The organism is Streptomyces eurythermus, assembly GCF_014649115.1.
Lineage (GTDB): Bacteria > Actinomycetota > Actinomycetes > Streptomycetales > Streptomycetaceae > Streptomyces > Streptomyces eurythermus.
Map to the genome: position 1 here is coordinate 44,173 of NZ_BMSK01000025.1, position 25,210 is coordinate 69,382.

Here is a 25,210-nt window from a genome sequence, read left to right on the forward strand (position 1 = left end):
GCTCACTTCGGGGTCCGGGGCGTGTCCGTGACGGAGGTTCGCTGCTCGCCGAGGTCGATACGGCCGTCCGGGGTCGCGATCGTCGCCGTGATCACGTCGCCCGCGCGCAGATAGCGCGGGTTCTTCGCCTGGGACTTGAAGAAGGCCTTCCACTTCACGGCGGGCGGCAGCAGTGCGCCGATCTTCTCCACCGGCTTCGGCGGGGCCTTCAGCGCCGTGCCACCGGGCGTGCCGGTCAGCAGCAGGTCGCCGGGGTCGAGGGTCTGGAAGCGGGCCAGCAGGGTCAGCGCCCGCGCCGGGCGGACGATCATGTCGGCGAGGGTGCGGTCCTGACGCGGCTCGCCGTTGACGGACAACCGCAGCCGCAGGTCCGGGAGGTGGTCGAAGTCGTCCGGTTCGAGCAGGGTGAGGTACGGGCCGGTCGGCGTGAAGGTGGGGTAGGACTTGCTCTCGTAGAACTGCGTCTTGGTCAGCTGGACGTCACGCGCGCTGACGTCGTTGGTGATCACCAGGCCGGCGACGTACGACGGCAGGTCCCGCTCCTCGACGACCGTCCCGACGGGCAGTGAGGCGCCCATGACGAGCCCGAGTTCGATCTCGTAGTCGAGGAACCTCACGTGCGCGGGGCGGACGACGTCCTCGCCGGGGCCGCTGACCGAGCCGGACGCCTTGCGGAAGAAGGCGGGCGGGATGTCGCCCGTGAAGCCCGAATCGCGGGCATGACTGCGGTAGTTGACCATCTGCGCGACCACACGGCAGGGAGTGGTGACCGGCGAGAGGGCAGTGAGGTCGGCGAGAGGTACGCCCACGTCACCGGAGAGGGCCGCCTCTCGTACGGCGTCACGGTCGGCGATCAGCTCGGCGGTGGTGACGGCCTCGGTGTCGACAGGGACGGCCCGGTCGAGGGGGGTCCTCCCTGCTCGGGCGGAGCCGGGAGCCGGGGGGAGGGCGACCCACCAGCCGTCGGCGGTGCGCAGGACGTTGGTGCTCATGTCAGTGCCTTCGTGAGGGGGCGGGGGTTCAGGACTTGGCGGCCTTGAGCAGACCGAGCAGGCGCGCTGGATCCATCTCGTTGTCGCCACGCAGGGCACCGATGACGTCACGGATGCGCTGCGGGGAGGGACTCGCGCCGAGGAAGTCACGCGTGGCGGGCGGTCCCCACTGGGCCAGCCCACTCGTGGACATCGGCGCCCACCCGGGCTCGACGTCACAGGTGAACAGGTCGCCGTCGGCGAAGTGCTCCAGCATGAAGCGGTCGGGGTCGCGCCAGTAGTCGAACAGCTGGCTGCCCTGGATGTGCCGGCCGATACCCCAACTCCGCTGGTAGCCCCGCTCCTTGAGGTACTCTCCCCCGGCGGCGATCGAGTCGAGGTCGGTGACCTGATAGGCGGAGTGGACGTAGCCGGTCCCGGGGCCCAGGTGCATCGCGAGGGTGTGGTGGTCGGCCGGCACACTGCCGAGGTCGCAGCGGATGAACGCCATGGTCGGGCCTCGGTCGCGCTGCCCGTCCAGGAACAGGAAGTCGGAGACGATCATCCCGAGCGTGTCCAGGTACCAGTCCAGGGCCCGGCCGAACACCCTCGTCTCCAGCACCACATGCCCGAGCCTCTGGATCCGGGACGGCTCTCGCGGCGGGCGTTGCGTGCGGTTCGTGCGCCGGTGAGCGGTGCCGGAATTGAGCAGCGAAGGCCGCTGCTCGGGCAGCGCCGGCAGTGGCTCGCCGGTGTGCGCCACGCGCACCGGGAACCCCGAGGGGTCGAGCAGATCGACCGCCTTGCCGCCGCCCGGGACGTCGGCCTCCCGCACGTCCGAGCCGGTGGCGCGCGCCAGGCGGTCCAGGTCGGCCCGGTCCGCCGCGCGGAACACCGGACCGATGAAGCGTGAGGTACGCCCGCGCCGGATGACCACGCACGGCGGACCGGCGAAGGTGCCGCGCAGCCACAGCTCCCGCTCCGTGCGGGCGGCCACACCGAAGCCGAAGTCCCGGGCGAAGACCTCCGCCCGGTCGAGGTCCGGCTTCTCGAACTCCAGCCAGGCCAGGTCCGCCACCTTGATCACGGGGTTGCGTGAACGGCCGGGGTGCTCGCCGCGCAGACCTCCCTGCTCACTGTGCAGGTCCTGGTGGGCCGTCTTGGCGTCGGCCCCGTGGACGCGGGTTTCAGACATGGTGCCCTCCGAGCAGCATCACCATCTGAGGAAATCATCAAGTTTGAGAGTCTCATCGTCAAGGGGGTCGCGAGAATAAATGATGAGTTCATCAGAACTGCTACCGTCATCGCTCCCGCGGTTAGACTCTCCGCATGCCTACGTCAGCCCCGCCCAGCAACCGCTTCGAGCGGCGCCGCGCCGAGACCCGACGCGCACTGGTGCTCGCCGCCCGGCAGATCCTCGCCGAGACCGGGGACACCAGCGTCAGCATCCAGGCGATCGCGGAGCGCGCCGACGTCGGCTTCGGCTCCTTCTACAACCACTTCGGGTCGAAGGCCGAGTTGTTCGACGCGGCCGTGGTGGACGCACTGGAGGAGTTCGGCCGGAGCGCCGACGAACGCCTGACGGGAATCGACGACCCGGCGGAACTCGTCGCGGCGGGTTTCCGGCTCAGCGCCCGCATGGCCGGCTCCCACCCGGAGCTGATGCAGGTCCTGCGCCGTCGCGGCCTGGGGCACATCCACGCGGACAACGGCCTGTCCCGGCGGGCGGTGCGAGACCTGGAGGTCGGCATGACCTCCGGCCGCTTCACCACCATGGACCCCGCGGTCGCCCTGTCCGCACTGGGCGGCACCCTGCTGTCCCTCGTCGAGCTGAGATTCGCCCGCCCCGACCTGGACGGCGACCAGGCCGCGGTGGACCTGGCCGAGATGGTCCTGCGCATGCTGGGCGTCCCGCCGGACGAAGCCCGCGAGGTCGCCCGGCGCCCCCTTCCCGCCCCTGCCTGACCGCCCCTGCCGCTGTTCGCACGGTTCTCGCAGTTCTCCAGGCGGCGAGAGCCTGGTGGACGGTGCGTGCGTCGGAGATACCGGTGTCCGCGACGGCGAAGCGGCCGAGCGGCGGATCGCGTACGCAGGGTCCTCGCCGCCGTCATGGGGACGAACCAGTACCGTGCCGCGGCCGGGTCGAAGCCGCGCATCGGCGTGACGAACGGCGCGCCCGCCTGCTGTACCGGGCCGCGGCACAGGCGTACCTCGACAGCGTCCCCGACAACACCTTCTACCGCACGTGGTGGAACTCCCGTCCGGAACTGCACCCGGTCCGCGACCGAGCGCACTCGCAATGCGCGTCATTCCGTCCAACAGACGAGACGCTCGCCCGATATGGGCCGTCTCCCATCCGTCCGACGCCGTCGACCGTGCACGACGAGTTCGACGACCCGCCTCCGCCCACCGGCCGGCTTCGGCCCGGATGTCTCGCACGGCGGCAAGAGGGCGTACCTGCTGCCCTCGGCGGCCTCCGAGAACAGGGACATGAACGTCCCCGCCCGGTACGAAGGCCGGACGGCGAGCGCTGGGGCGGCGGGGTTCCCGTGCCTCACGAACGAGCCCCGGCAGAGCACCGTCTCCCGCGATGGTGCCGCCGCTCCGGAGACAGCGGTTTCACGGTCCTGCCCCGGCAAGCCCAGGGTCCCCTCCCGCGGCAGGGGGCCCAAGAGACTCCGCGAGAAGATCCGGGACCCGCTACGGCCGCGCCGCCACCGGCCGGACGGCGATCGCGGCCCCGGTGACGCGCACCCGCGGATCGCCGGCCCGCAGGCCGACCTCCAGCAGTGACGGGCGGCCCATGTCGTGGCCCTGGTGCAAGGTGAGCCGCGTGTCGGCCGGTACGAGTCCCAGGTCGCGGGCGTAGGCGCCGAACGCCGCGGCCGCGGCGCCCGTCGCGGCGTCCTCCACCACACCGCCGACCGGGAAGGGATCGCGGACATGGAAGACGCTCGCCGTCTCGCGCCACACCAACTGCACGGTCGTCAGGTCGAGCCGCCGCATCAGCCGCGACAGTCGGTCGAAGTCGTAGTCCAGGTCGGCCAGCCGCTCACGGGTCGAGGCCGCGAGGACGAGGTGGCGCACGCCGGCGAAGGCGATCCTCGGAGGCAGGGCGTCGTCGAGTTCGCCGGGCTGCCAGCCGAGCGCCGCCAGGGCCTCGGCCACATCTGCCGGATCGGCGGCGAGCACGTGGGGCTCGACACTGGTGAGGGTGACTGTGAGCACGCCGCCCTCCTCACGGACGGTGACGGGCACGTGGCCCGCGGTGGTGTGGAAGCCGTAGTCGCCCTCACCGAGGCGCTCGGCGAGCGCCACCGCGGTGGCGACGGTGGCGTGGCCGCAGAAGCCCACCTCCGCCCTGGGGCTGAAGAACCGCAGTGTGAACGAGCGTTCGTCGTCCGGGTCGGGCCCGGCGGTGACGAAGGCGGACTCGGAGTAGCCGAGTTCGGCGGCGATCGCCACCATTTCGGCTTCGCCCAGAAGGGAGGCGTCCAGGACGACCCCGGCCCTGTTGCCGCCCGCCGGGTCCGTGGCGAAGGCCGTGTAGTGCAGCACTTCGGCAGTCGGACGCGGAGCCGGTTCACTCGCGTTGGTCCTCGCAGGGTTCGCCATGGCCGGTCGTCCTCTCCGGTGAGGTCTCCTTGCGGACCTGCCCGGGCGGCAGGCCGTGTTCCCCTCCTGCAGACATGATCGGAGCCGATCACTTCGTCACACGTCGAAGTGTCGACGTCGTACGCTGCGCGCATGATGGACGAGCCGCTCAAGCAGCAGACCGACATCGCCCGCGCCGCGGCGCTGATCGCCGACCCTTCGCGGGCCCGGATGCTCAAGTGCCTGGGTGATGGCCGCGCCCTGCCCGCCGGCATGCTCGCCGACGAGGCCGGTGTCGGCGCCGCCACCGCGAGCGCGCACCTGGCCAAGCTCGTCGAGGGCGAACTCGTCACGGTCAGCCGGCAGGGCCGGCACCGCTACTACCGGCTGGCCGGCCCGGACGTCTCCGCCGCCCTTGAAGCCCTGGCCCTGATCGCCCCGCCACTGCCCGTCACCTCGCTCAGGCAGAGCAACCGCGCAAGCGCCCTGCACCGCGCCCGCACCTGCTACGACCACCTGGCCGGACAGCTCGGCACCGGCTTGATGGCCGCGCTGCTCGACCAAGGCGTGCTGACCGGCCACGACGGCGTGCACCGCCCCGAGGAGGCCATGCGCGACCGTCCCGCGGCCCACGGACACGACATCCGCTACGAGCTCACCGACAGCGGCCGGGCGCGGTTGCGCGAACTCGGCGTCGATGCCGACCGGTTGCCACCGCGCCGCCCAGCGGTGCGCTACTGCGTCGACTGGAGCGAGCACCGCCACCACCTCGCCGGCGGACTGGGCGCGGCGCTGACGTCCCGGCTGTTCGAGCTGGAGTGGGTGCGCTGGGGAAAGGCGCCGCGCGTGGTGCGGGTGACCGACGAGGGGGCCGCGGGCCTGCGGCGCACGCTCGGACTGACTCTCCCGCGATAGCGGAACGACCCAGGACCGGGTCCGCCGACTGCCAGGTCGGCCCGAACGTCGTCACCCAAGAGCCCGGTCACCGCCCGCGCGCGGCCCACGGCGATCGCATTCCGGCAGATCCACGCCGGCCTCCCGAGCAGTGGTGGTGCTCCGACCGCTCGGGCTCACCGTCGCGTGACGGCAGGCGGGTCACTCGCGGGGGTCACCTCCGAACAATTACTTGGCCAGCCACATAAGTGGTGCTACTCTCGCGCCCTCGACGCGTGAGGCCGAGGCACTGTCCCAGCCGAGTACCACGGCCACCCGCCGGGCACCCAGCCCGTCGCCCCCGGCCTCGGCCGCCATCACCGCCTGGTAGTCCACCGACAGGTCTTCGACCCCAGCCGCGTTCTGGCGATGCGGCACCGCACGGCGCGGGCCCACCGGCTTCCTCGGACCAACGACCGTCTCGGCCGGCTGTTCCTCCTCGGCATCCACCAAGTCCGACCGCAACCGCTCCAGTTCGGCTTCGAGCTCCTCCACCCGCACGGCAGCAGCCTTTCGCCGTGTTTCCAGGACCGCCCGCATCGGGGGCATCCGCCACCCCCACGCCGACTCGATCAGCAACGAGTCGAGACTCCCGCCACAGTCGCAATCTCATGCCTGACCAGCGGAATCCGCACACAGCATTCGGAAAGCGAACGACCTCTAAGGCGCAGGACTCCGCTATTTGCGGGGAGGGCCTGGCGGCCGAGCTGGTAGCCGGACTCGCCCAGAAGGTCACGCAGGTGAACGTCCGCCTGAAAGAGCTGGAAAGCGAGATCGGAGAAATTACCTCCCAGCACCCCCAGGCGCCCATTGTCCTTTCCATGCCCGGCTTCGGCGAGCTCCTCGCGGCTGAGCTTCTCGCAGCGATCGGTGACATTTCCGGGTTCCCGACTGCTGGACGGCTCGCTGTCGCATCAGGAATGGCTCCCGTCTCCAGAGACTCCGGTTCGAACACGGGGAACCGCCAGCGGCCTACCCGGTACAGCCGACCCCTGCAACGGGCCTTTTCCCTGTCCAGCCAGTCCGCGTGCGTGCGTGTAGGAGTCGTCCAACGGCAGGGCCCGCTGGTCGATCCGGTCCAGGCCCCATGACGGCACGGGCGACTCGGTGCTCGTGAGGGACATCGCCTGATTCGCCTGCACGTAGTCGACGGCGGGATCGACGGCGAGTCGGCGTGCGGCTTGTTCGGGCAGGTTGTTCTCGAAGCCGTCCAGCGCGTCGGTGTACGTGTGACCGATGGTTCCGCCGTAGCGGTGGGCAAGGCAATGGGCCTTGGCCGGCACGGTGTCGGCGATGACGGCCGAGTCGCGCAGTACGACGATGCAGGATCCGCCGATCACGGTGGCGTCATCGGCGCCGAGGATCACGCCCGCGGCGGGTGCCACCAGGGCCGGGGCGGTCGAAGCGGCGGCGACGATCGCCGCGCGTACGGCCAGGAGGCCGGCTCGTCGTGCTCTCGAGCTTGTCATCGTCCGACTCCTTCCGGGCGTCCGCCATGGGTGCTTCGCGCACCGTGGGGCGGCCCCCTCCCGGGGCCGCCCCAGGGGTGCTCAGCAGGTGTCCTCCTTTGGCTGGACCGGGACGGAGACCGCGTCCCATGCGGCCTTGGTCGCGCGGCACAGGTTCCCCGTCGGGTCGAGGGCCTTGGCCGACTTGACGGTTCCGGCGCGGTAGGTCATGTAGTTGGACTTCCAGGCGTTCGACAGCATCGCCCCGTAGATGATCTTGAGGGCGTTCTTGATGCCGATCCCCGAGGTGGTGGTGGTGCCGTTGCAGGTCGGGCTGACCGGGCCGCCGTTGCTCGGGTTGGATCCCTCGGACAGCAGGTACAACCAGTGGTTGCCGACACCTGCGGCGTAGTGCTCCTCGTAGTACCCGCCGTCGTAACACTTCAGTGGCGGGTCGTACATGCTGCGGATGGGAGCGCCGTCGCCTTTGAGGTTGACTTTGTCGCCGACGAGCCAATCCGTCTTGCCCCGCAGGTACGTCTCGGTGGCAGCGCCGAACGCGTCGCCGATGAACTCCGCGGTTCCCCAGGCGGACAGGCCGCCTCCGGTCTTGTAGTCGACCCCGTGGCCGAGCTCGTGGGCGACGACGTCGATGTCACCGATCCACTGGCCGTTCAGTTTGTTGTGCCCGATCTGGACCTGTTTCCCGTCCTCGTAGAAGGCGTTGACCATGTTGAGGCCGACGCGGATCGGTACGGCGCCGCCGCTGCCGTCGATGCCGTCGCGACCGAGCCACTCCTTCAACATCCGCATTTCGCCCTGGGCTCCGTACAGCGCGTCCACGCACCCGGTTTCCAGGTCGGCGGGGTCACCATTGCCGAACACGTCGTCGGGGCCCGACCACGTGGTGTCGGCGTACGACTGCTGGCAGGGCATGTTCTTGGTGTTCGGCGAGTCCATGCTGTAGACGCCGCCCGACAGCTTCGTGTCGAGGGAGACCTTGCCGTTCCAGCCGGAGTTGCCGGTGCCGAAGTGGATGTGCTCCTGCTTGTCGAGGACCGCGCCGGTCAGGGCGTCGACCTGGACGGTGAGGCTGCTGGGGCCTTTGGTGCCGGTCCCGGTGACCGTGGTCTCCCACACGAGCCGGGCCTTGTCACCGAGAGCGCTGACGGCCAGCTTCGTGTCCTCGACCTTGCTCACCGAGGTCAGCTGACGTTTGGCGGCCTTTTCGGCGTCCGCCGCGCGGAGTTTCGGCGTGACCGGGAGTTCGCCGATGCTCCTGGTCTGCGCGACCGATTCGTCGATCACCTTGCTGTCGCGGTCGGTGACGAGCACGAACTGGCCGCCGACGACCGGCAGGCCCTTGTAGGTCCGGTCGTAGACCGTGTATGTCCTGCCTTCGAAGTCGGTTGCCGAGCGCTGCCTGAAGCGGTCGTACGCGCTCGCGTGCAGGAAAGCCGGTTTGTCGGCGAGGACAGCCGCCGGCGTGTTCGGCGGGGCGGGCTTCGCCGCGACCGGAACGGTGAGGGTCATGGCGAAACCGCAGGCGACGAATAACGCGCCGACGGTTTTCGCTCCTATGCCCAATCTCATTGTCGTCCTCTCCTTCGTGGCCTCACGGCGCCCACACGGCTGAGGTTTTGCCGCCGTGACGTCGCCAGCGATCGCACGGGTGATCGATTGGCGGAGAGGCTATCGATCCCCCGAGCCCATGTGGACCGTTCTCGATGGCGCGCCGTATTCAGCCGTATTCACCCTGCTGAGCTGCGGGAGGGTTCACGCGGAGGGCCGGGGAGCGGGATCGGGGCCCTTGACCTCGCGCATGGTCGGTCCGACTCTTCGTGGACCCGACCACATCCGCCGGAATATCCGGCCGCCGCCACACCGCAACGCACGCGTCGGACCACTGCGGTGTGGCACGCACACTCGAGGAGTGACATGGCACCCAAGCGCTTACTACCCAGGTTGGCGGTCACCGCGGTCACCGCGTTCACCGCCGTGCTTGCTTCCGTGACCACGTTCGGCCAGGCCGCCGAGGCCGTGCAGGCCGAGCCGAGCGGCCGGATCCAGCATGCCGGTGACGCGACCGCGATTGCCGGTTCGTACATCGTGGTCCTCAAGGACACGGTCGGCGTGAATGCCGTCGCCTCGACGGCCAGAGGCCTCGCCACCCGGTACGGCGGGAGTGTCAAACGGACCTATGACAGCGCGTTGCACGGCTTCTCCGCCGGCATGTCGGAGAACGCCGCCCAACGGCTCGCGGCGGATCCGGCCGTGGCCTATGTGGAACAGGACCGGACGATATCGATCGAGGGAACGCAGTCGCCGACCCCGTCGTGGGGTCTGGACCGGATCGACCAGCGGGCCCTGCCGCTGGACAACTCCTACACGTACGGGAACAACGGCGCGGGCGTGAAGGCGTACATCGTCGACACCGGCATCAACTTCACCCACCAGGACTTCGGCGGGCGTGCGATCTCGGGAATCAACATCCTGGCCCAGGGCAGCCCCGCCACCGACTGCCACGGGCACGGCACCCACGTCGCGGGGACCGTGGGCGGTTCCTCCTACGGGGTGGCCAAAGACGTCACCCTCGTAGGCGTTCGCGTCACGAATTGCATGGGAGCGGGCGCGTACGGGGACGTCATCGCCGGCGTCGACTGGGTCACCGCCGACCATGCCGCCGGCGCGCCGGCCGTCGCGAACGTGAGCCTCGGCGGCCCGTTCTCCCAGGCACTGAACGACGCGATCACCGGCGCGATCGACGACGGCGTGGTCTTCGCCGTCGCGGCTACCAACAACCAAGGCAACGCCTGCGAGTTCTCCCCCGCCAGCACGCCCGCCGCGATCACCGTGGGTGCGACCACGAACACCGACGCGCGCGCCTCGTACTCCAGCTACGGCCCCTGCGTGGACGTCTTCGCGCCCGGGAGCGACATCACGTCGGCGTGGATCGGTTCGAACAGCGCCACCAGCACCATCAGCGGCACATCGATGGCCACACCGCACGTGACGGGAGCCGCCGCCCTTGCCCTGGTCGCCAATCCCGGCTTCACCCCTCAGCAGGTGCGCGACAAACTCGCCGTCAACACCGCGACCTACAACAAGATCACCGACCCCGGCCCCGGCTCCCCGAACAGTCTGCTCAACGTCAGCAACGTTCAGCGGCCTTCGCAAGACTTCGCCATGAAGGTGACGCCGGGATCCGGCACGGTCGGCATCGGCGGCACGCTGTCGACGACCGTGAGCACCACCACGACCGCCGGCGCCGCCGAGCCCGTCGCACTGTCGGTCGCCGGTCTTCCGACCGGCGCGACAGCGAGCTTCAGCCCGCCCACGGTCACCTCCGGGGCGAACTCCACGCTGACCATCGCGACCACGTCGGCGACGGCACCGGGCACGTACAAGGTCACCGTCATCGGCATCGGCACCCCCCACGCCCAGAACGCCACGTTCACCTTCACCGTCACCCCCCGTCCGGGTTGCTCGGCGACGAACGGAACCGATGTACCGATCGCCGAAGGAAGCAGCCAGCCGGCCGTGCAGAGCCCGGTGGCCGTCTCCGGCTGCACGGGAACACTCGGGGCGAGCACGGTCGACGTGCACATCAAGCACGGGGAGATCAGCGACCTGGTCATCACCCTGGTCTCACCCAAGGGAACGGTGTACACGCTGCACAACCGTGGGGGCCTCAACGTCGTCGACATCGACCGGGTCTACACGCTCAACCTGTCGGGTGAGACGGTGAACGGCACTTGGAAGCTGATCGCGCGTGACATGGTCAAACAGGGTATGGCCGGGTTCATCGACTCGTGGACGCTCAACCTGGGCACCAGCGGCGCCTGACGGTCATCCCTCGATCAGCAACTGACGTCGGGCGTGGGCTGCCGTCACCGCCCACGCCCAACGCACAACGGTGCCAAGACCCGCGCCCTCCTCTCAGAAAGGCACTCACACGACGGACGGGCGTCACCTTCTCAACGGTCCTCTCCGTCAGCGCGGCCACCATATCGGCACGTACGGCAGCGAGCTCACCACCGCCGGCTCCGCCCGGTTCCGGATTGGCGCAGTACGTCTTCGAGGGCCACGCGTCGCGACCGGCAATGTCCTCGCGGCCGAAGCCGGGCAACGCGCAGGACAGCACCGACTACGTCGTCGTGGGGTCGGCTCCCTGGCGGGCCGCTCCGCGCCTGCCTCACCCGCACCCGCCAAGGAGGAGTGAGTCCCTGAAGGCGATCAACATCGCGGGGCGCGCTGGAAGACGGATCACGCGCACGGTCGGCGTCGGCCTCTCGCGGTAGCCGGTCGGCAACCGCTCATGCTGCCAGTGCGAGTCGGCCTGCCCGCCGCGTGCGAGGTCCTCTGTGGTCACTTGGCAGTCAACAGGCCACGCAGGGCGCGGACGGCGGCCAGCTTGCGGCCCTGGGGAGGGACGGCAGCGAGCACTGCGCGGGCGGACGCGTCGACACTCTCGAACCGCACGGTGGCATCCAGGTTGTCGAGCACGTCGGTGGCGTAGGTGGCGCCGCCGGTGATGTCGCCGTCGACGATCAGGCAACGGGCACGGTGCAGCAACATCTTGACCCGATCACGGGACAGATCGGTGCCGTAGAGTTCCAGGGCGCGGTCCTGAGCGGCATAGGCGGCGGCGGTGTCGCGACGGGCGGTGTGTACGTAGGACTCGGTATACCGAAGCCGCACCTCCGGCCAGCCGAACAACGACCCGCGATCGGCCGCAACCTCACCGGGAACTCGCTCGGTCAGCTCCGCCAGTCGCCGCAAGGTCGTCACGGCCGCCGGGTCGCCGAGGTCGGCCTGGGTCTGAGCGAGCCCGCCCAACAACGCGCACGACCCGCTGTCCGGCGCAAGCCGCTCGCCAAGCCGCTCCTGAGCCAAGGCGAGGATCTCGGAGGAACGGCGGCCGATGCTCGGCCCGTTCATCACCGCCCACGCACGCACCCACACCTGCACTGCCGGGTCCTCGGACTGGTCTGCGGCATCAATCGCGGTCTGCCACCAGCGCCGGGCCAGCTGGCGCTCGCCCAGATTCGACCAGGTCAACGCGGTGACCCCGGCCAGATGTCCCGCGGAAAGCAACAGGCCCCGCCGATCGGCAGCAGGAATCTCGGCAAGGTGCTTTTCGAGCAGGGCAGCGTCGGTGAGCAGATCACGCAACACCTCGGTGGGCGGCGTCAGATAGTGGCTGGCTCCATAGTCGGCTATCGCCTGCCGCCACCACTCGGCGCGGGAGCGACCGCTGACCGCATTGTGCAGACCGACACGGACCGCCTCGACGGCCGTCAGCGCGGGAACCGCACCCAGCAGACCGGCCCCGCGCAGCAGTTCCGACACCGCGCAGCGTTGCACGCCCTCGCATCCGGTATCCACGACCTGGCCCTTGTCCGCCAGTGCCCGCCGGTACGCTTCCACCACCGCCGGAGTGACCGCGCGATCACCACGCTCCACATTGGACAGATGGCTGTAGGAAATTCCAATACGCCGGGCCATTCCCCGCATCGAAATCCCTGCCTCCACCCGCGCGGCGCGCAGGGTAGTCCCGCTGATCAGCATGCCAGCCTCACCTGCCTGAGCAACCGGGATCGACTACGGCTGAACATTACTTGTCATAGATGTTCCCGCAGTGGGCAAGCATCTTTCAAGAGTGCATCCTTCACTGAGCACCCATTGTCGACGATCATTCAATTCCCGCCATTGGCGGATTCAGCACGACCCAATTCCCCACCCGCGTGTTCCCCACCCCCCACTGGGACGCCGATCGTGGCGCACGGTGTCAACTGGGCAGGTCAGCGCCCGGGGGTGCCTCTATGTCTTCCGTCTTCGGGTACCGGGACGGCGGCCGCCGCGGCCAGAAACCAGTCGGGCCCGTCGGCCTTCTCGGCGATCCAGGCCAGTTCGGCGGGGTCGCGCGGTGCCGCCGGTGCTGCTGTCCTGCCTGCTGCTGACGGGCTGCTCATCCAGTCCGCAACATGGGTGGGCTACTTCGGGGAAGGACGGTACGCCCGCGGCTGATCGCCCTGTGGGACGGGAAGCCGGCGCGGGGGTACGGAAGCACGGCGGACGTGGTGGCGTACGCCGAGCGGACCGGCGTCCCGGTGCGGGTGCTGTGGCCCGAGGGCGCCAACCGATGACGCCAGCGGCAAGCTGAGCCGCTGCTGATCGCGGCGTACTGGCAGGACTGCGCATCCTCGCAGCTTCCCGATCACAGCCAAGCCTGCGTATGCCGCGTTGGGCCTGTCAGCCCTGACAGGCCTTACCACCCCATGCGGCGTTCGCCGCGCTACGGGCCTCGCGTCCCCAGGCCCGGTCATGTCGTAACAGGGTTCCCCTGGACGATGTTTGACGGGCTGACTCCAGCCGCGCTGCAGGCGTCATCGTCAGGTCGGCGTCCGGCCGTGAGGGCGCCATTCGACCAGGAGAATGGTGGCGTCGTCGTTCAGCTTGTTGGCGTGGTGGTCGAGGATGTCGTGGATGAGCAGCCGGAGGATCTCGGCGGGCTGCTGTCCAGCCGCGGCGGAGCGGATGATGAAGTCTGTGAATCGGGCGAGGCCGAACTCGTCACCGCCCCGCCGGGCCTCCGTGACGCCGTCTGTGTAGAGCAGGACCCGGTCGCCGGGTTCCAGTGTCGTCTCGTGCACTTCGCGTTCGGTGCCTGGGCCGAGCAGGGACGGCAGCCCCATCGGCGGCTGCACGGGGCGTTCCAGTGCCTTGTCGAGAACGCGCTGGTTGCGGATCAGCAGGGGTGCCGGGTGCCCGCAGTTGCACCAGCGGAGCACGCCCGTTTCGACGTTCAGCCGGCAGACCACACCGGTGCAGAACTGGTCGGGCAGCCACTGGGCGAGCTCCTGGTCAACGTCGTTGATCAAGTAGGGCAGGTCGGTGTTGGAACGACGGGCGTTGCGGCAGCAGGCCAGGGCCACCGCGGTGGTCAGCCCGGAAGCGAGGTTGTGGCCCATGGAGTCGAAGATGGCCGTGTGCAGGATGTTGCGGGTGAGTGAGTGGTCGAAGGCGTCACCCCCGAGTTCGTAGGCCGGTTCCAGCACCCCGGTCGAGATCACCGAAGTGGTGCCGACGCTGCGTGGTGGCAGGAAGGCCCGCAGCATCTCGGTGTGCGTGCGCATGGTCTGGGTGCGGGTACGGGCCACGAACCAGTCGCTGTAGGTGCGCTTGGAGGTGACCACCATCGCGAGTGTGTGAGCCAGCATCCGGCATCGGCGCAGCCGCACGGCGTCCATCGTGGCGGCTCGTACGCCCAGCACGCCCAGTCGTTCGGCGCTGTCGACCAGGGGGACCCACACCACCAGCTCGTCCTGGGCGTCCTCGATGCGCACCGACGTGGTGCGGTAGGCCCATCCGGCCATGCTGCCGTCCACCGGCAGCCGGGCGTCTTGGTCCTCAAGGGGGACCAGGACGCGTTGCTGCAGGTCGACCAGGTAGATGGCGGCGCCCCCCAGTCCCATCGCCCGGGCACAGCGGTCCAGCAGGCCGGGCAGCCGGTAGGGGATGATCGCGTGGACATCGGCGAGCAGTGCTTCCAGCAGTTGCTCGTTCAGCCCCAGGGCGGTCATAGGGCCGTCTGCGTCGGTCATGAGGCTCACCTGCACTCCCTTCATTCATTCTGACACCGAACGGTCCCCACGCCAGGCGCCCCCGCCGCAGACGGAGTATCGATCCTCCGATGGGGCAGGGAGGTGTGGTGGCCTCAAGGCGCTGCCTGGCAGGACGGACGCGCTGGCAGCCCTGGCCTTTGCTCGGTACTCGGGGTTCCCGCGGCGGGCTGACTCGCGTCCTGGCCCGCTGAGTGCGGGATGCTGCCGCTCGTGTGCGACGGGTCGCCCCGGCGAGGCCCAGTTGCGTGCCGCCCTGACCGCGCACGGCCTGCCGGTCCCCTAGGAGGTCGAGGCTTGGACGAGGGGGAACGGCGTCCCCGCCACCCGGGGCCAACATGATCACCGTGCGAGGCCCCGGTGACGGGATCGAGGGGTACTGGCAGGCGCGGAACGCCCTCGAACCGTCGCGCCGTCGGGTGCACGTCGAGATCACCCAGGGCACCCGACCCTCAGCTCACCGTGTCCATCGACTTCAACGACGGACGCGGTTCCCAGCAGGTACTGGCCACTCCCGCAGCTCGACCTCGTCAAGCAGGCCAGACGGCCCCTGCCACGACAAATCCGAGGCGGCATGAAGGGCTGTCACCGCTGGTGACCGAAGTGGTGGCAGCCTGTGGCCCGGTTCGCTCGTGAGTGAGCCGGGTTCCGAGGGAGCCCGGCCGGGGCGGCGTCCTTGGCCGGGCTCCCGCCGTCTGACAGACGGCGCCGCCCTTGCTCGCCCTCAGCCGTTCCACCGACGACCAGGCGGCCACAGCAGTGCCGGCACAGGCCACCTGCCGGACCCGCAAGGCCCAGCGGCTACCGAAGCCGTCACGTCGAACCTGATGGGGAGCCGGTGAGAAGCCGCTCCACGGCCCTGACCAGAACGGGCCGCGGCTCGTGAGGGCGGCCGTCAAGGACCTCCGGAAGGGCTTCAGCTCGCCTCCGTCGGCGGGCAGCCCTGTCGCGTGAGGAGTCGTCCCATAGCTCCGGGACGGCCAGCCGTCACTCCTTCTTCGTCACCGCGGCGATCCGGTGGCCATATGCGCGGTACGCCTTACGTCCGGCCGGGGCAGAGACGGCGCCAACGAGGATGGCACACTGCTGCAGCACGGACTGGTGGAGCGCGAGCGGAGCGATGACGCGCACCGAGTACCCCTGTCCGCGGCGGATGGTCCTGCCGCCGCGCAGTGCGTCGCGGACCTCTGCGGGCGCGGTGACTGTGAGGCGCTCGGCGAGCAGGCCCGGGACGTCGATGGTGTGCGGCGGCTCGGGTTCGGGCGCCCGCTCCTGACTCTCAGCCAGGGTGGCCACCTCGTCGAGTTCGTCCGGGACGTCGCCGACATCGCGGGCGTGGGCGGCGCTGAGCACGCGGCGTAGGGCCGCGATCATCCGGCAATGCCGGCCTGCCCGAGCGATGAGTTCCCGGCGTGCGTCAGGTCTGGATGTGCTGAGTAGCCTTGGGACATGAACGGGAGTGGCATGAGCAGTCATGGAACTGACAGTGGGGCCAGTTTCTTGGAGCCGCACTGTGTGAATGTGGACCCGGCGACGACAGCGGTTGTCCGTGGCGTCGTTCCGGTGGCCGAACTGAGGGACTTTTTCGATGCCTCCTTCGGTGCCCTGGCCCGGGTCATCGAGGCCCAGCGGATCACCACGCTGAGCCCTGCCTTCGGCCTTTACCACGGGCCGCCGGGACACACCCTGGACCTGGAGGTCGGGTTCGTCACGAGCCGGGCGGTGCGGCCGGAGGCCGGGGTCGTGGTCGGTTCACTTCCCGGGGGCCGGGTCGCGCGGCTGACGCACTACGGGTCCTTCGACCGTCTCGGGTCTTCCTGGGAACGGCTGCACTTCTGGATGCAGGCTCGGGGACTGCCCGGCGGAGAGGACAGATGGGAGACGTATATCACGCAGCCGTCCCCGGACATGGACCCGCGTGACCTACGTACTGAGCTCAACTGGCCACTGTCGGACTGACAGTCCGCTGAAGGATGCGAAGCATGAACGAGGAGGAGTGCTTCGCCCTCGGGGAGGAGGATCCCGCCTGCTGGACCGCCGAACCGGCCGCCCGCTGTATCCGTGCGGATCCAGGCGGCGGACGGCCTGCCGGCCTCGATGCGCTTGCCAAGGAAACGCCACCGGCTTGTTCCGGATGCGGCAGACCGCACGACGGGACGGTCGCGGCGGGTTCGGGCCACACGGGCCGGAACACCCCCGCGTCGGCAGGGAGGACCGCAAGGTGGTGGCCGGCGTCGTCACGGCGACCGTGAGGTGCTGGCGGCGATTGTGTTCGTGGGGACGTCGCGTTGCACGTGGCAGCAGCTGCCGCAGTCGTCGGACGCGAAGCCGCAAGCGTGAGCGTCGCGCAGTGTGTCCTGGTCACGCAGGAGATCACGCAGGCCAGCGGTGGCGTACATGCCTGCGAGGAGTCCCCTGGCGTGGTCTGTGGTGCTCTGGAAGAACAGGACCGGTACATCGTCCATTTTCCAGGCGGGCTCGCAGGGCGGCCCGCGTCTTCGCCCGGTCCGCGGGCGGTGCCGGTGCCGAGGCGGTGACGCCGGGTTCCCTTCGCACGCGCAGGCCGTCGTTCAGAAGCCGGTAAGCCTCGTCCGGCGAGAGACAGGCCGTGGTGTCGCCGTTGCGGCTGGGGCGGTCCATCTGCCTTTGACAGATCTTCCGTCCTCGGTCAGCCCCCGGGTGACGGTCGCCCACCGGACGGACTCAGGAAGCGCCGCCGCCTCGATCACGAGGTAGGGCCCGGATGCGTCAGGATCGTCAGCAGGGGGGCGAACCACAGTTAGTTCACCTTGAGTAACGGGCGCAGATATTCCTTGATGACGTCCTTGTACGAAGTGCTGGTGACCAACGACTCGGCGAAGGGCGTCAGCTTCTCCGCGACCTCGTAGAGCTCAGTGGGCCGCTGCTTCGCCTTCAGGCCAACAGATGAGGCCGCCGTCGGCGTTGACGAACGCGGCGACGTCCTTTGCCAGCTCGAACTTTCCTTCCTCTGTGGAAAGGTCGGTACGACCCTTTGGGGCCGATGCTCTTGAAGTCGACCCACTCGCTCTCCGGTCTGCCAAGGATCTCCTGGGTCTGCTGCCTTGTGAGCTGGGAGATGAGGTGGGCGGGGCTGTCGGCGGCGATGCGTCCAGAGTCTACGAGCGTGAGCCCGCGAGTTCGGGGGAAGCGGGAGTGACGACCCAGTCACCCGGGTGCCGAGGCCGACGGGCGAAGCCGGCCCCGGTACCGGTTGCAACGGGAGCGGTCAGCCCTGGTAGGCGACCAGTGCCATCATGCCGACCTCTCCGTGGTACGCGTTGTGGCAGTGCAGCATCCATTGGCCGGGGTTGTCGGCGTCGAAGATGACGGACAACTTCTTCTTCGGCAGCACGATGGAGGTGTCCTTGCGCGGGCCACCGTTCCCGAGCTGGTAGGTGTGGCCGTGCAGGTGCATCGGGTGCCACATCTCCGTGGTGTTGACGAAGTCCAGGCGGACCCGCTGCCCTTCCTCGATCGTGAGCGGATTCGCTGCCGGGTCGTTCATGTCGAACGCCTTGCCGTTGATGGCCCAGTTGTACTTGTCCATACCCCCGGTCAGCTCGACACGGTGCACGCGGTCCACCTTCTTGGGTGAGAGGCGGACGTCGGCAGCGGCGCGAAGTTCGGACGCCGTCAGGATCCTGCCGTTCAGTTCCTTCGGGCGGACGGTCGGCTTCGGTGCGGTGCCGGATGCCGTACGCACCAGGGCCATGCCGGTGGCGTTCTTGCCCTCCGCCAAGGCGACGAGCGGGAAGACGCCGTCGCCCAGGGTGACCAGAACGTCGTACCGCTCCCCCATGCCGATCAGCAGGGCGTCGACCTGCTCGTGCTCGACGGGGAATCCGTCCGTGTGGGTGATGGTCAGCTTGTGGCCGGCGAGCGCCACCCGGTACGCGGTGTCACCGCCCGCATTGATGATGCGAAGCCGGACGCGCTTGCCGGGCTTGCCCTCGTACACGTCGGGCTCGGCCGGAACACGGCCGTTGACGAGGTGGTAAGGGTACTTCACGTCGCCGGCGTCGCCTCCCAGCAGTTCGCTCTCGGCGCCCATCAGCATGAACCGCATCGACATCCCGCCGGACGAGGTCGAGGCCGACGGGGAGGAAGGGTCCTCCCCCATGTCCATCCCGCCCATGTCACCCATGTCGTGGCCCTCATGGCCGCTGGGACTGGAGTGGCCGCCCATGTCCATGCCGCCCATGCCGTGCCGCAGCTCGGCGAGGACCTCGTCGGGGGTGCCGGTGACGCCGTCAACCCAGTCGTCCAGGACGACGACCCACTCGTCGTCGTATGACAGCGGCTCCTTGGGATCCTCAACGATCAGCGGCGCGTACAGGGCCCGGTCGAGCTGGACACCGACGTGGGGATGGAAGAAGTACGTGCCGGGCGCGTCGGCGAGGAAGCGGTAGGTGAAGTTGGTGCCCGCCCGTACGGCCTGCTGGGTGACCGGGGGAACACCGTCCATGTCGTTACGCATGGCGATGCCGTGCCAGTGGATGGACGTCGAGGTCTTGTTCGGCAGCTGATTGGAGAGTTCGGCGGCCAGGGTGTCGCCGGCGGACAGCCGGATCTCCTTGCCCGGGGCCTGGCCGCTGAAGGCCCAGCTCCTGGCCATGATTCCCCCGCCAAGGTCGAGCATGGCGGGCGACGCGGTCAGGGTCACCTGCTGCGTCCTGCCGGTACCCTTCCGCTTCTTCGCTGCCGCGGCGACCGCCGAGCCGGACGGGTTGACCAGGGCGGGTGTCGTGCTGGAGCCACTGCTGCAGGCGGCGAGCGCGCCGGCGCCCGCTACGCCGAGCCCGGCGAGCAGGACGGAGCGACGGTTGATGCTGTTCATGGGTGTCCTTGATCTCAGTGTGCGCATACGTGAGTTGGCGTGCGGGAACGGCTCCTCGACATGACAAGGCATGCCGAGCCCGTTGGCACGGCCTAAATGCGCAGCTGAGAGAGGACAGACAGGTCCGGCGGCGCCCGGTCCGCCGCCCCGGCGACCTTGGGCGCTGCGGTGACCGCTCCGTACGAGGCGAGACCGGAGGATTCCCGGGACTGTGTCGGTGGCACGAGCTTCACGACCTCGAAGCTCGCGGTCGCACAGTGCTGCATGGCCATACCGGAGCAGGCTTGCCCGTGAGCACTGCCCATCGGAGGTGCGGTGACGATCGGCTCTGCCGTCTGCTCGGGGCCACTTCCGTGTCCGTGCCCGGGGATCGGTTCAGGTCCGGAACGGCTGTCCGTCATCACCATGCCGGGTGTCATCACGTGGGTGGCAGCAGAAGGTGTTGAGCTCCCCGCTACTGCCGTCTCGTGGTGAATGAGTACGGCGAGGGCAACGAGCAGAGCGATGACGGCAGCACCCGCCCAGCGGACGGCGCCGCGCGAGGCGCGGGTCCGCAGGGCCCAGACTGCCTGTGCTGTCATCGCTTCCCTCTGAGTTCCGGCGGAACGGCTGCCCCAATATACCCCGGCAGGGTAACCGACGCCCTAGGCCGCTTCCTTCAGATCACCTTGCGGACCAGATGAAGATGGCGGCGAGGTGGAGTCCGGCAAGGTAGATGGTGGCGGTCTTGTCGTAGCGAGTGGCCAGGCCGCGCCACTGCTTCAGCTTGTTGATGCACCGCTCGACGGTGTTTCGCTGCTTGTATGCCTCGCGGTCGAAGGCCGGCGGACGGCCGCCGCGGCGCCGCAGATGACGACGGATCGCCCGGGAGGAGTAGGCCTTGTCGGCCAGGACCGCATCTGGCGTGACTCTCGGTCGGCCGGTCCGGCGGGGCACCCGTAATCGGGCCATGACCTGCTCGAATGCGGGTGCGTCTCCAGCCTGTCCGGGCGTGACGACGAATGCCGGCGGCCTGCAGCGGCCATCGGCGGCGAGGTGGATCTTCGTGGATCGTTGCCGAATGCCAATAGCCGACCCCTTGCGGGCAGAGCCATCCGCTGCCCGGTCTGGGACCGTGCAGCGGATGGCTTCGTGATCTCTTGGCGTTGCCGCAGTCCGCGGACCGGATGGGCAGTTATGCGCGGACCTTCTCGCCCTGCGCGACCGGGTCAGCGTCGGATCCGGTGGCAGTCTTCTCGCCCCGCATCACCAGCAGGGTGATCAGTCCGCCCACTGCGGCGATCGCGGCCGCCCAAACGAAGGCGGCGCTAAAACCGTCCGTGAGGGCGGGCAGGTTGCCGAGCCGGCCGGCGCCCTGCGAGGTGGCCACCGCGGTCAGGGCCGCGAGACCCAGGGCCGACCCCACCTGGTAGGTGGTGTTGACGATGCCGGAGGCGAGGCCCGCCTGCTCCTGCGGGGCACCGGACATGGCGGCCATCATCGCCGGGATGTAGGCCAGCGACATGCCGAGCGCCGCGACCAGTGAGGCGGGCAGGACGTCGACGGCGAAAGTGCCGGTCGGCTCCACGGCGGACAGCCACAGCAGCCCAGCGGCCAGGACCAGCAGACCACCGCCGATCAGCGGCTTGGCCCCGAACTTCGCCAGCAGCTTCGGCGTGATGGCGGTCATGAAGATCATCAGCAGGCCCGTCATCGGCAGCAACGCGGCACCGGAGGCGAAGGCCCCGTAGCCGAGCACCTGCTGCAGGTACAGGTTCAGGAAGTACCACATGGGGATCCACGCGGCACCCAGCAGGGTCATCGCCAGGTTCGCCGAACCCAGCCGCGGCACGCGCCAGATGCCGAGCGGCATCAGCGGCTCGCGCACCGACTTCTGGATCACGAAGAAGAGCGCGAGCAGCGCGGCGGCACCGACCAGCTGCAGCACAGTGCCGCTGGAGGTCCAGCCGTTCTCCGGAGCGCGGACAACGGCGAAGACGGCGAGCGCCAGACCTGCGGTGACCGCAGCGGCACCGAGCACGTCCACGGAGCCGCGCCGACCGCCGACGGCAGGCAGCAGCTTGGTGGCCGCGAGGGTGGCGACGCCGATCGGGATGTAGATGATGAAGACCCACGGCCAGCTCAGCCACTCGGTGAACACGCCCCCGAGGAACACGCCAGCCGTGCCGCCGGCGGGCGCGGCGGCGCCGTAGAGCGCCATGGCCTTGCCGAGCTCCTTCGGGTCGTGCATGAAGAGCATCATCAGCAGCGTCATGGCCGAGGGCGCGATCAGCGCACCGCCGACGCCCTGCACCGCCCGGCCGACGACCTCGACCCACGCCGTCTGGGCGGCGGCCGCGACGACCGAGCCGGCGATCAACACGACCCAGCCGGTGGTGAAGATCTTTCGGGCGCCCAGTAGGTCGGAAAGTCGCCCGCCGAGCAGCAACAGTCCGCCGAAGGCGATGACGTACGCGTTGAAAACCCACTGCAACTCGCCCTGCGAGAAGCCTAGGTCCTTCTGCATCTCGGGCAGCGCCACCCCGATGATCGACGTGTCCATGATGACCATGAACTGTGCCGCGGCGAGCACGGCCAGCGCCCACCAGCGTCGCGGATTGACAGTTGACATCCCATGCTCCTCTCATACCCCTGGGGGGTATCCGTACCGGGCACCGTAGCATACCCCATAGGGGTATGTGAGCAGGAAGAGAAGCTTCGACCGGCGATCAGATGGCAACTCACCACAGGAGCCGACACGGTCAGATCAAGCGTGCTCGCGCGAGGCCGGGCTACGGCCCGCGTGACGCCACTGCTGTGCGGCGAATCCCGCGACGACCACCCTGCGACCACCGCAGGCGAATGCCGCACGAGAGCGCCTTTGCACGGACACCAGAAATGATCTCGACAGATACAGGGACGGGGTATGGGCTCAGCCGCCGCGACCTAGAGGACAGGCCACGCCCACCAGCCCGCCTCCATCGGAGCCCTGCCCCTGACCGTCGCCCGGGACGCCAGCTTCCAGGTCGCCCACCTGCCCGGTCTGTCCATGCGGCGGATCGCCGATCTCTACCCGGGCGGGACGAAGACCGACGCCCGCGACGCGGCCGTGATCGCCGACGCCGCGAGGACGATGCCGCACATCTTGCGCTCATCGGAACGGACCGACGAGCGGACGGATTCGCCGTGCGCGGCACGCGGGTGGTCCTGACCAGCCGCGACCACTACAAGCGTAGGACCACCGTGACCCGCGCGGAGTTGGTTGGCGACGTGTGTGTCGCCACCAGCCAGGAGCGGGTGCGGGTGCCCGGGCGGGTGGTGATGCATTGCGGCCAAGGCCGCGACGGCACCCTGTTTCTCCGCGCCGGCCGCACCTGGGTACGCATCGAAGCCTGAGGCCCACAGCTGCCAGACCCGCGGCAGGGAGCCCGTGAGGGTTCGCCGGTAGGCCGACGGGGAGGCGCCGATCGCCGCCGAGAGGTGCTGGCGCAGAGAGACGGCCGCGCCGAAGCCCGCGTGGGCCGTGACGTCCTCGCGGCAACCGGTCTCTCCCTCGCCTCCCACCACCATCACCCTGAAGCGCGACATCAGTAAAAGAACGGGCGGTCGCCACCCGCTACGACAAGCTCTCGTTTCGATTCGAGGCCACGGTCCACGTTGCGGCGATCCATCAGTGAGCTGCGATGAGGTTCTTCGGATTCTCCTCGTCCGGCACTCAGGGTTTGGTAGACCCGCGCGCCGCGCCCCTTGGCCCGTGGGCTGCCTGCGGCCCGACGCGGACAGCATTCCGGCCGCTTCGAGGAACACAAACACGCCGGCTGCTGCACACCTCCGACGGCCGCTCGCCCGTGCGGCAGGAACGGCCGTACGCCGACTCCCGCCGCCCCGGCAGCAGACGGCCCCACTGTGGCTCACACGGCGGGCGCAGCGGCTCTCCCATTCGGTTCAAGATCACTCTCCGCCTGAGCTCTTCCTCCTCGACACCTGTCAGCGGCATCGAGAAGCCGGCGAGAGCGACACCGCGTGCGGCCCTGCGGGCCGCACGCAGACTGGAGGTGATCGCCGTGCAGACCGCGTACTGGCCGGCCTTGAAGGTGCTCCGCAACGCCACCGGTGAGCAGACGGCCGCGGCCCCGGCACTGAACGAGGACGCCGCGCAGGACCTGCTGGCCCGCTCCGGCCGCCTGAGCCGTTAACAATGAGCACCCGAACTCGCGCTGAGCGAGCGCCTCTCGTACAACACCGGTTCGAGCCCGACGGTCGTCGCAAGGCGGGCCAAGCTCCTGCTGCCGGTCGACACCACAGGACCTCAACCGCCCGTGTGTCCGGTCAACGGGCCCTCCTGTAGCTCTACTCTCACGTGGTGACGGACAACATGGATCGAGGACTCTTGCACTGCCGGGGTGCCTCAGCAGATGCCTGGAGGGTCTGGGTTCCGGGGTCCCAGGGATAGACGACGTCCTGCTCCGCTGGGCCGGTCCCTTTCCGGCCCAGGGTCCGGAACCGGCCCGGCCCGGGCCTGGCCGAGCAGTTGCAGGGCACGCTGAAGGCCGCGCCGGCCGGGTCCGCGCCTGAACAGCGCCGCGATGCACCTGACGCACCATCAGAACGGGCGTCAGATGAGCGTCAAAACGCCTCGCACAGCGTCATTTGAGCGTCAGGATATCGCCCGTAACGCACATGCCGCACGTCATGCGCACCTATCGAAACCGCAGGTCAGCGGCCCTTTTCGGCAGGCTCAAGGATCGCGACACACTCCACATGATGCGTCATAGGAAACAGGTCGATCGAGGACCGCAGCGGCTGGCTCTCCTCACCCCGTCACGTCGCATCAGCCGGGCAACATGGCCCGTGATCGCCGGTTAGCCAAACCGGCGTATCCGGAGACGATTATCTGGTCAACGCCCGTTTCGGAGCCCAACCGCGAGTGATGGTGACCGGCATCAGCGCTGCTGCCGATGGGGCACGGCACACCTCCGTTCCAGGACGCGTCGCCCGCATCTGAAGTCTTCCACCGACCCGCCTGGTGCTCCGTACTGCCCGGAGATCGCCCACACTTGCCTGTCCCAATAGCAACAAGCACCAACGCCGAACCCCATCACGAGAAGAAGACCACAGCACAACCCGCACCTCCCCGCCGGCATCCCGTCCCAGCCGACGACCAAGCCCCCCTCCTGACCAACGCCTGGTACTCGACCAGCGACCTGGCCGCTCGTCTCCGGGTGGACGCCTCGACCCTGCGCCGATGGCGCACCGCCCAGCCTCCCCAAGGGCCGCCGTTCGTCGCCCTGTCGGAACGCGTCGTCATGTACAGCGCCCTCGATGTCGAGGAATGGCTGCGCAGCCGCCGTACCGCCCCCGCCAAGGGGATCCATGACCGATAGGACCAACATCGCCGTCGGCATCCGGATCTCCACCGACATCGAACACCGCCCCGACCGCCCCGCACCGTACCGGGGGCGCGTCCGATGGTGTCGTCTTCGCCGCGTGCACCGCCGCCCGGATCGGCGAAGTCTCAGGCTGCCGCATCCAGGACATCGACACCGACCAGTGGATCTGGACCGTGCGGCGCCAGACCACACCCGCACCCGGCGGCCTGACCGACAAGGGCACCAAAGGCAAGCGGGCCCGCAAGGTCTCCATCATCGAGGAGATCCGTTCCCTCGTCGCCCAGCGCATCCTGTCCGCCGGCCCCGATCCCGACGCCCGCCTGTTCACGGGCCACCGCGGCGGACGCATCTCCACCGCCGTCCTGCGTGATGCGGCCCACTGGGACGACGTGGTCATCAGGCTCGGCTACGA

Annotated in this window: 18 protein-coding genes and 5 pseudogenes; 12 read left to right on the plus strand and 11 right to left on the minus strand. The window is 69.2% G+C overall.

Annotated features, from left to right (window positions below; translation table 11 throughout):
- Nucleotides 1-2: 2 nt before the first annotated feature.
- Both IE251_RS34940 and IE251_RS34945 read right to left on the minus strand, forming a co-directional pair.
- Nucleotides 3-992, minus strand: coding sequence for a fumarylacetoacetate hydrolase family protein (locus tag IE251_RS34940; RefSeq protein ID WP_189756965.1), 990 nt, complete (start codon nt 990-992; stop codon nt 3-5).
- 28 nt (nt 993-1,020) lie between these two features.
- Entirely contained in the window at nt 1,021-2,166 is a 1,146-nt protein-coding gene (locus IE251_RS34945; RefSeq protein WP_189756966.1) for a VOC family protein, read from the minus strand.
- A gap of 134 nt (nt 2,167-2,300) precedes the next feature.
- Between IE251_RS34945 and IE251_RS34950 the strand changes: the two genes are divergently transcribed.
- Nucleotides 2,301-2,936, plus strand: a complete 636-nt coding sequence (locus IE251_RS34950) for a TetR/AcrR family transcriptional regulator (protein WP_189756967.1) — start codon at nt 2,301-2,303, stop codon at nt 2,934-2,936.
- A gap of 735 nt (nt 2,937-3,671) precedes the next feature.
- Here the strand turns inward: IE251_RS34950 and IE251_RS34955 are convergent.
- The gene (locus tag IE251_RS34955; RefSeq protein WP_189756968.1) at nt 3,672-4,586 is read right to left on the minus strand and encodes a PhzF family phenazine biosynthesis protein; all 915 of its coding nucleotides are present in this window, start codon (nt 4,584-4,586) and stop codon (nt 3,672-3,674) included.
- A gap of 132 nt (nt 4,587-4,718) precedes the next feature.
- Here IE251_RS34955 and IE251_RS34960 point away from each other — a divergent pair, with 132 nt between their 5' ends.
- On the plus strand, nt 4,719-5,480 hold the full coding sequence (locus IE251_RS34960; protein ID WP_189756969.1) for an ArsR/SmtB family transcription factor: 762 nt from the start codon (nt 4,719-4,721) through the stop codon (nt 5,478-5,480).
- A gap of 237 nt (nt 5,481-5,717) precedes the next feature.
- Here the strand turns inward: IE251_RS34960 and IE251_RS34965 are convergent.
- Nucleotides 5,718-6,038, minus strand: a pseudogene (locus tag IE251_RS34965) (hypothetical protein); the annotation flags it as partial.
- A 281-nt stretch (nt 6,039-6,319) separates the two neighbouring features.
- Between IE251_RS34965 and IE251_RS42220 the strand changes: the two are divergent.
- On the plus strand, nt 6,320-6,589 hold the full coding sequence (locus IE251_RS42220) for a transposase (RefSeq protein WP_350967277.1): 270 nt from the start codon (nt 6,320-6,322) through the stop codon (nt 6,587-6,589).
- 459 nt (nt 6,590-7,048) lie between these two features.
- On the opposite strand, the gene IE251_RS34975 is transcribed toward IE251_RS42220, so the two are convergent.
- On the minus strand, nt 7,049-8,539 hold the full coding sequence (locus tag IE251_RS34975) for a M4 family metallopeptidase (protein ID WP_200692213.1): 1,491 nt from the start codon (nt 8,537-8,539) through the stop codon (nt 7,049-7,051).
- A gap of 345 nt (nt 8,540-8,884) precedes the next feature.
- Here IE251_RS34975 and IE251_RS34980 point away from each other — a divergent pair, with 345 nt between their 5' ends.
- The gene (locus IE251_RS34980) at nt 8,885-10,792 is read left to right on the plus strand and encodes a S8 family peptidase (protein WP_189756972.1); all 1,908 of its coding nucleotides are present in this window, start codon (nt 8,885-8,887) and stop codon (nt 10,790-10,792) included.
- 522 nt (nt 10,793-11,314) lie between these two features.
- Here IE251_RS34980 and IE251_RS34985 read toward each other — a convergent pair.
- Entirely contained in the window at nt 11,315-12,517 is a 1,203-nt protein-coding gene (locus IE251_RS34985) for a helix-turn-helix domain-containing protein (protein ID WP_189756973.1), read from the minus strand.
- Nucleotides 12,518-12,933: 416 nt separating this feature from the next.
- On the opposite strand from IE251_RS34985, the gene IE251_RS34990 reads away from it, so the two are divergent.
- Nucleotides 12,934-13,095, plus strand: a complete 162-nt coding sequence (locus IE251_RS34990; RefSeq protein WP_189757027.1) for a hypothetical protein — start codon at nt 12,934-12,936, stop codon at nt 13,093-13,095.
- A 246-nt stretch (nt 13,096-13,341) separates the two neighbouring features.
- Here the strand turns inward: IE251_RS34990 and IE251_RS34995 are convergent, their stop codons facing one another.
- Nucleotides 13,342-14,553: a PP2C family protein-serine/threonine phosphatase gene (locus IE251_RS34995; protein WP_189756974.1), complete on the minus strand. Its 1,212-nt coding sequence runs from the start codon at nt 14,551-14,553 to the stop codon at nt 13,342-13,344.
- A 1,005-nt stretch (nt 14,554-15,558) separates the two neighbouring features.
- Complete coding sequence (locus IE251_RS35000; RefSeq protein WP_189756975.1) at nt 15,559-15,945, minus strand: hypothetical protein; 387 nt, start codon at nt 15,943-15,945, stop codon at nt 15,559-15,561.
- Nucleotides 15,946-16,035: 90 nt separating this feature from the next.
- Between IE251_RS35000 and IE251_RS35005 the strand changes: the two genes are divergently transcribed.
- Nucleotides 16,036-16,530, plus strand: a complete 495-nt coding sequence (locus IE251_RS35005; RefSeq protein ID WP_234470445.1) for a GyrI-like domain-containing protein — start codon at nt 16,036-16,038, stop codon at nt 16,528-16,530.
- Between the two features lie 255 nt (nt 16,531-16,785).
- Nucleotides 16,786-16,881, plus strand: a pseudogene (locus tag IE251_RS35010) (IS5/IS1182 family transposase); the annotation flags it as partial.
- A 937-nt stretch (nt 16,882-17,818) separates the two neighbouring features.
- Here IE251_RS35010 and IE251_RS35015 read toward each other — a convergent pair.
- From IE251_RS35015 to IE251_RS35025, 3 genes and pseudogenes are all read right to left on the minus strand, one after another.
- Complete coding sequence (locus tag IE251_RS35015; RefSeq protein WP_189756976.1) at nt 17,819-19,429, minus strand: multicopper oxidase family protein; 1,611 nt, start codon at nt 19,427-19,429, stop codon at nt 17,819-17,821.
- Nucleotides 19,430-20,092: 663 nt separating this feature from the next.
- Nucleotides 20,093-20,539 (minus strand): annotated as a pseudogene (locus IE251_RS35020) (IS5 family transposase); the annotation flags it as partial.
- Nucleotides 20,540-20,603: 64 nt separating this feature from the next.
- Nucleotides 20,604-22,040: an MFS transporter gene (locus tag IE251_RS35025; RefSeq protein WP_189756977.1), complete on the minus strand. Its 1,437-nt coding sequence runs from the start codon at nt 22,038-22,040 to the stop codon at nt 20,604-20,606.
- Between the two features lie 336 nt (nt 22,041-22,376).
- Between IE251_RS35025 and IE251_RS35030 the strand changes: the two are divergent.
- The 5 genes and pseudogenes from IE251_RS35030 to IE251_RS41395 form a co-directional block, all read left to right on the plus strand.
- Nucleotides 22,377-22,586: pseudogene (locus IE251_RS35030) on the plus strand (IS110 family transposase); the annotation flags it as partial.
- Between the two features lie 8 nt (nt 22,587-22,594).
- The gene (locus tag IE251_RS35035; RefSeq protein ID WP_189756978.1) at nt 22,595-22,804 is read left to right on the plus strand and encodes a hypothetical protein; all 210 of its coding nucleotides are present in this window, start codon (nt 22,595-22,597) and stop codon (nt 22,802-22,804) included.
- A 668-nt stretch (nt 22,805-23,472) separates the two neighbouring features.
- The gene (locus IE251_RS41805; protein ID WP_267925329.1) at nt 23,473-23,604 is read left to right on the plus strand and encodes a hypothetical protein; all 132 of its coding nucleotides are present in this window, start codon (nt 23,473-23,475) and stop codon (nt 23,602-23,604) included.
- Between the two features lie 762 nt (nt 23,605-24,366).
- Nucleotides 24,367-24,792, plus strand: a complete 426-nt coding sequence (locus IE251_RS42225) for a helix-turn-helix transcriptional regulator (RefSeq protein ID WP_350967257.1) — start codon at nt 24,367-24,369, stop codon at nt 24,790-24,792.
- A 74-nt stretch (nt 24,793-24,866) separates the two neighbouring features.
- A pseudogene (locus tag IE251_RS41395) lies at nt 24,867-25,210 on the plus strand (site-specific integrase); the annotation flags it as partial.

What these genes read in the sequence shown, in the direction of transcription:
- IE251_RS35000 (WP_189756975.1), bottom strand. Translation starts at nt 15,945, where the DNA reads ATGATCGCGGCCCTACGCCGCGTGCTCAGCGCCGCCCACGCCCGCGAT.
- IE251_RS35005 (WP_234470445.1), top strand. Translation starts at nt 16,036, where the DNA reads ATGAGCAGTCATGGAACTGACAGTGGGGCCAGTTTCTTGGAGCCGCAC.
- IE251_RS34985 (WP_189756973.1), bottom strand. Translation starts at nt 12,517, where the DNA reads ATGCTGATCAGCGGGACTACCCTGCGCGCCGCGCGGGTGGAGGCAGGG.
- IE251_RS42225 (WP_350967257.1), top strand. Translation starts at nt 24,367, where the DNA reads ATGGGGCACGGCACACCTCCGTTCCAGGACGCGTCGCCCGCATCTGAA.
- IE251_RS34980 (WP_189756972.1), top strand. Translation starts at nt 8,885, where the DNA reads ATGGCACCCAAGCGCTTACTACCCAGGTTGGCGGTCACCGCGGTCACC.
- IE251_RS34960 (WP_189756969.1), top strand. Translation starts at nt 4,719, where the DNA reads ATGATGGACGAGCCGCTCAAGCAGCAGACCGACATCGCCCGCGCCGCG.
- IE251_RS34955 (WP_189756968.1), bottom strand. Translation starts at nt 4,586, where the DNA reads ATGGCGAACCCTGCGAGGACCAACGCGAGTGAACCGGCTCCGCGTCCG.
- IE251_RS34950 (WP_189756967.1), top strand. Translation starts at nt 2,301, where the DNA reads ATGCCTACGTCAGCCCCGCCCAGCAACCGCTTCGAGCGGCGCCGCGCC.
- IE251_RS34995 (WP_189756974.1), bottom strand. Translation starts at nt 14,553, where the DNA reads ATGACCGACGCAGACGGCCCTATGACCGCCCTGGGGCTGAACGAGCAA.
- IE251_RS34990 (WP_189757027.1), top strand. Translation starts at nt 12,934, where the DNA reads ATGGGTGGGCTACTTCGGGGAAGGACGGTACGCCCGCGGCTGATCGCC.
- IE251_RS34975 (WP_200692213.1), bottom strand. Translation starts at nt 8,539, where the DNA reads ATGAGATTGGGCATAGGAGCGAAAACCGTCGGCGCGTTATTCGTCGCC.
- IE251_RS42220 (WP_350967277.1), top strand. Translation starts at nt 6,320, where the DNA reads ATGCCCGGCTTCGGCGAGCTCCTCGCGGCTGAGCTTCTCGCAGCGATC.
- IE251_RS35015 (WP_189756976.1), bottom strand. Translation starts at nt 19,429, where the DNA reads ATGAACAGCATCAACCGTCGCTCCGTCCTGCTCGCCGGGCTCGGCGTA.
- IE251_RS34945 (WP_189756966.1), bottom strand. Translation starts at nt 2,166, where the DNA reads ATGTCTGAAACCCGCGTCCACGGGGCCGACGCCAAGACGGCCCACCAG.
- IE251_RS34940 (WP_189756965.1), bottom strand. Translation starts at nt 992, where the DNA reads ATGAGCACCAACGTCCTGCGCACCGCCGACGGCTGGTGGGTCGCCCTC.
- IE251_RS35025 (WP_189756977.1), bottom strand. Translation starts at nt 22,040, where the DNA reads ATGTCAACTGTCAATCCGCGACGCTGGTGGGCGCTGGCCGTGCTCGCC.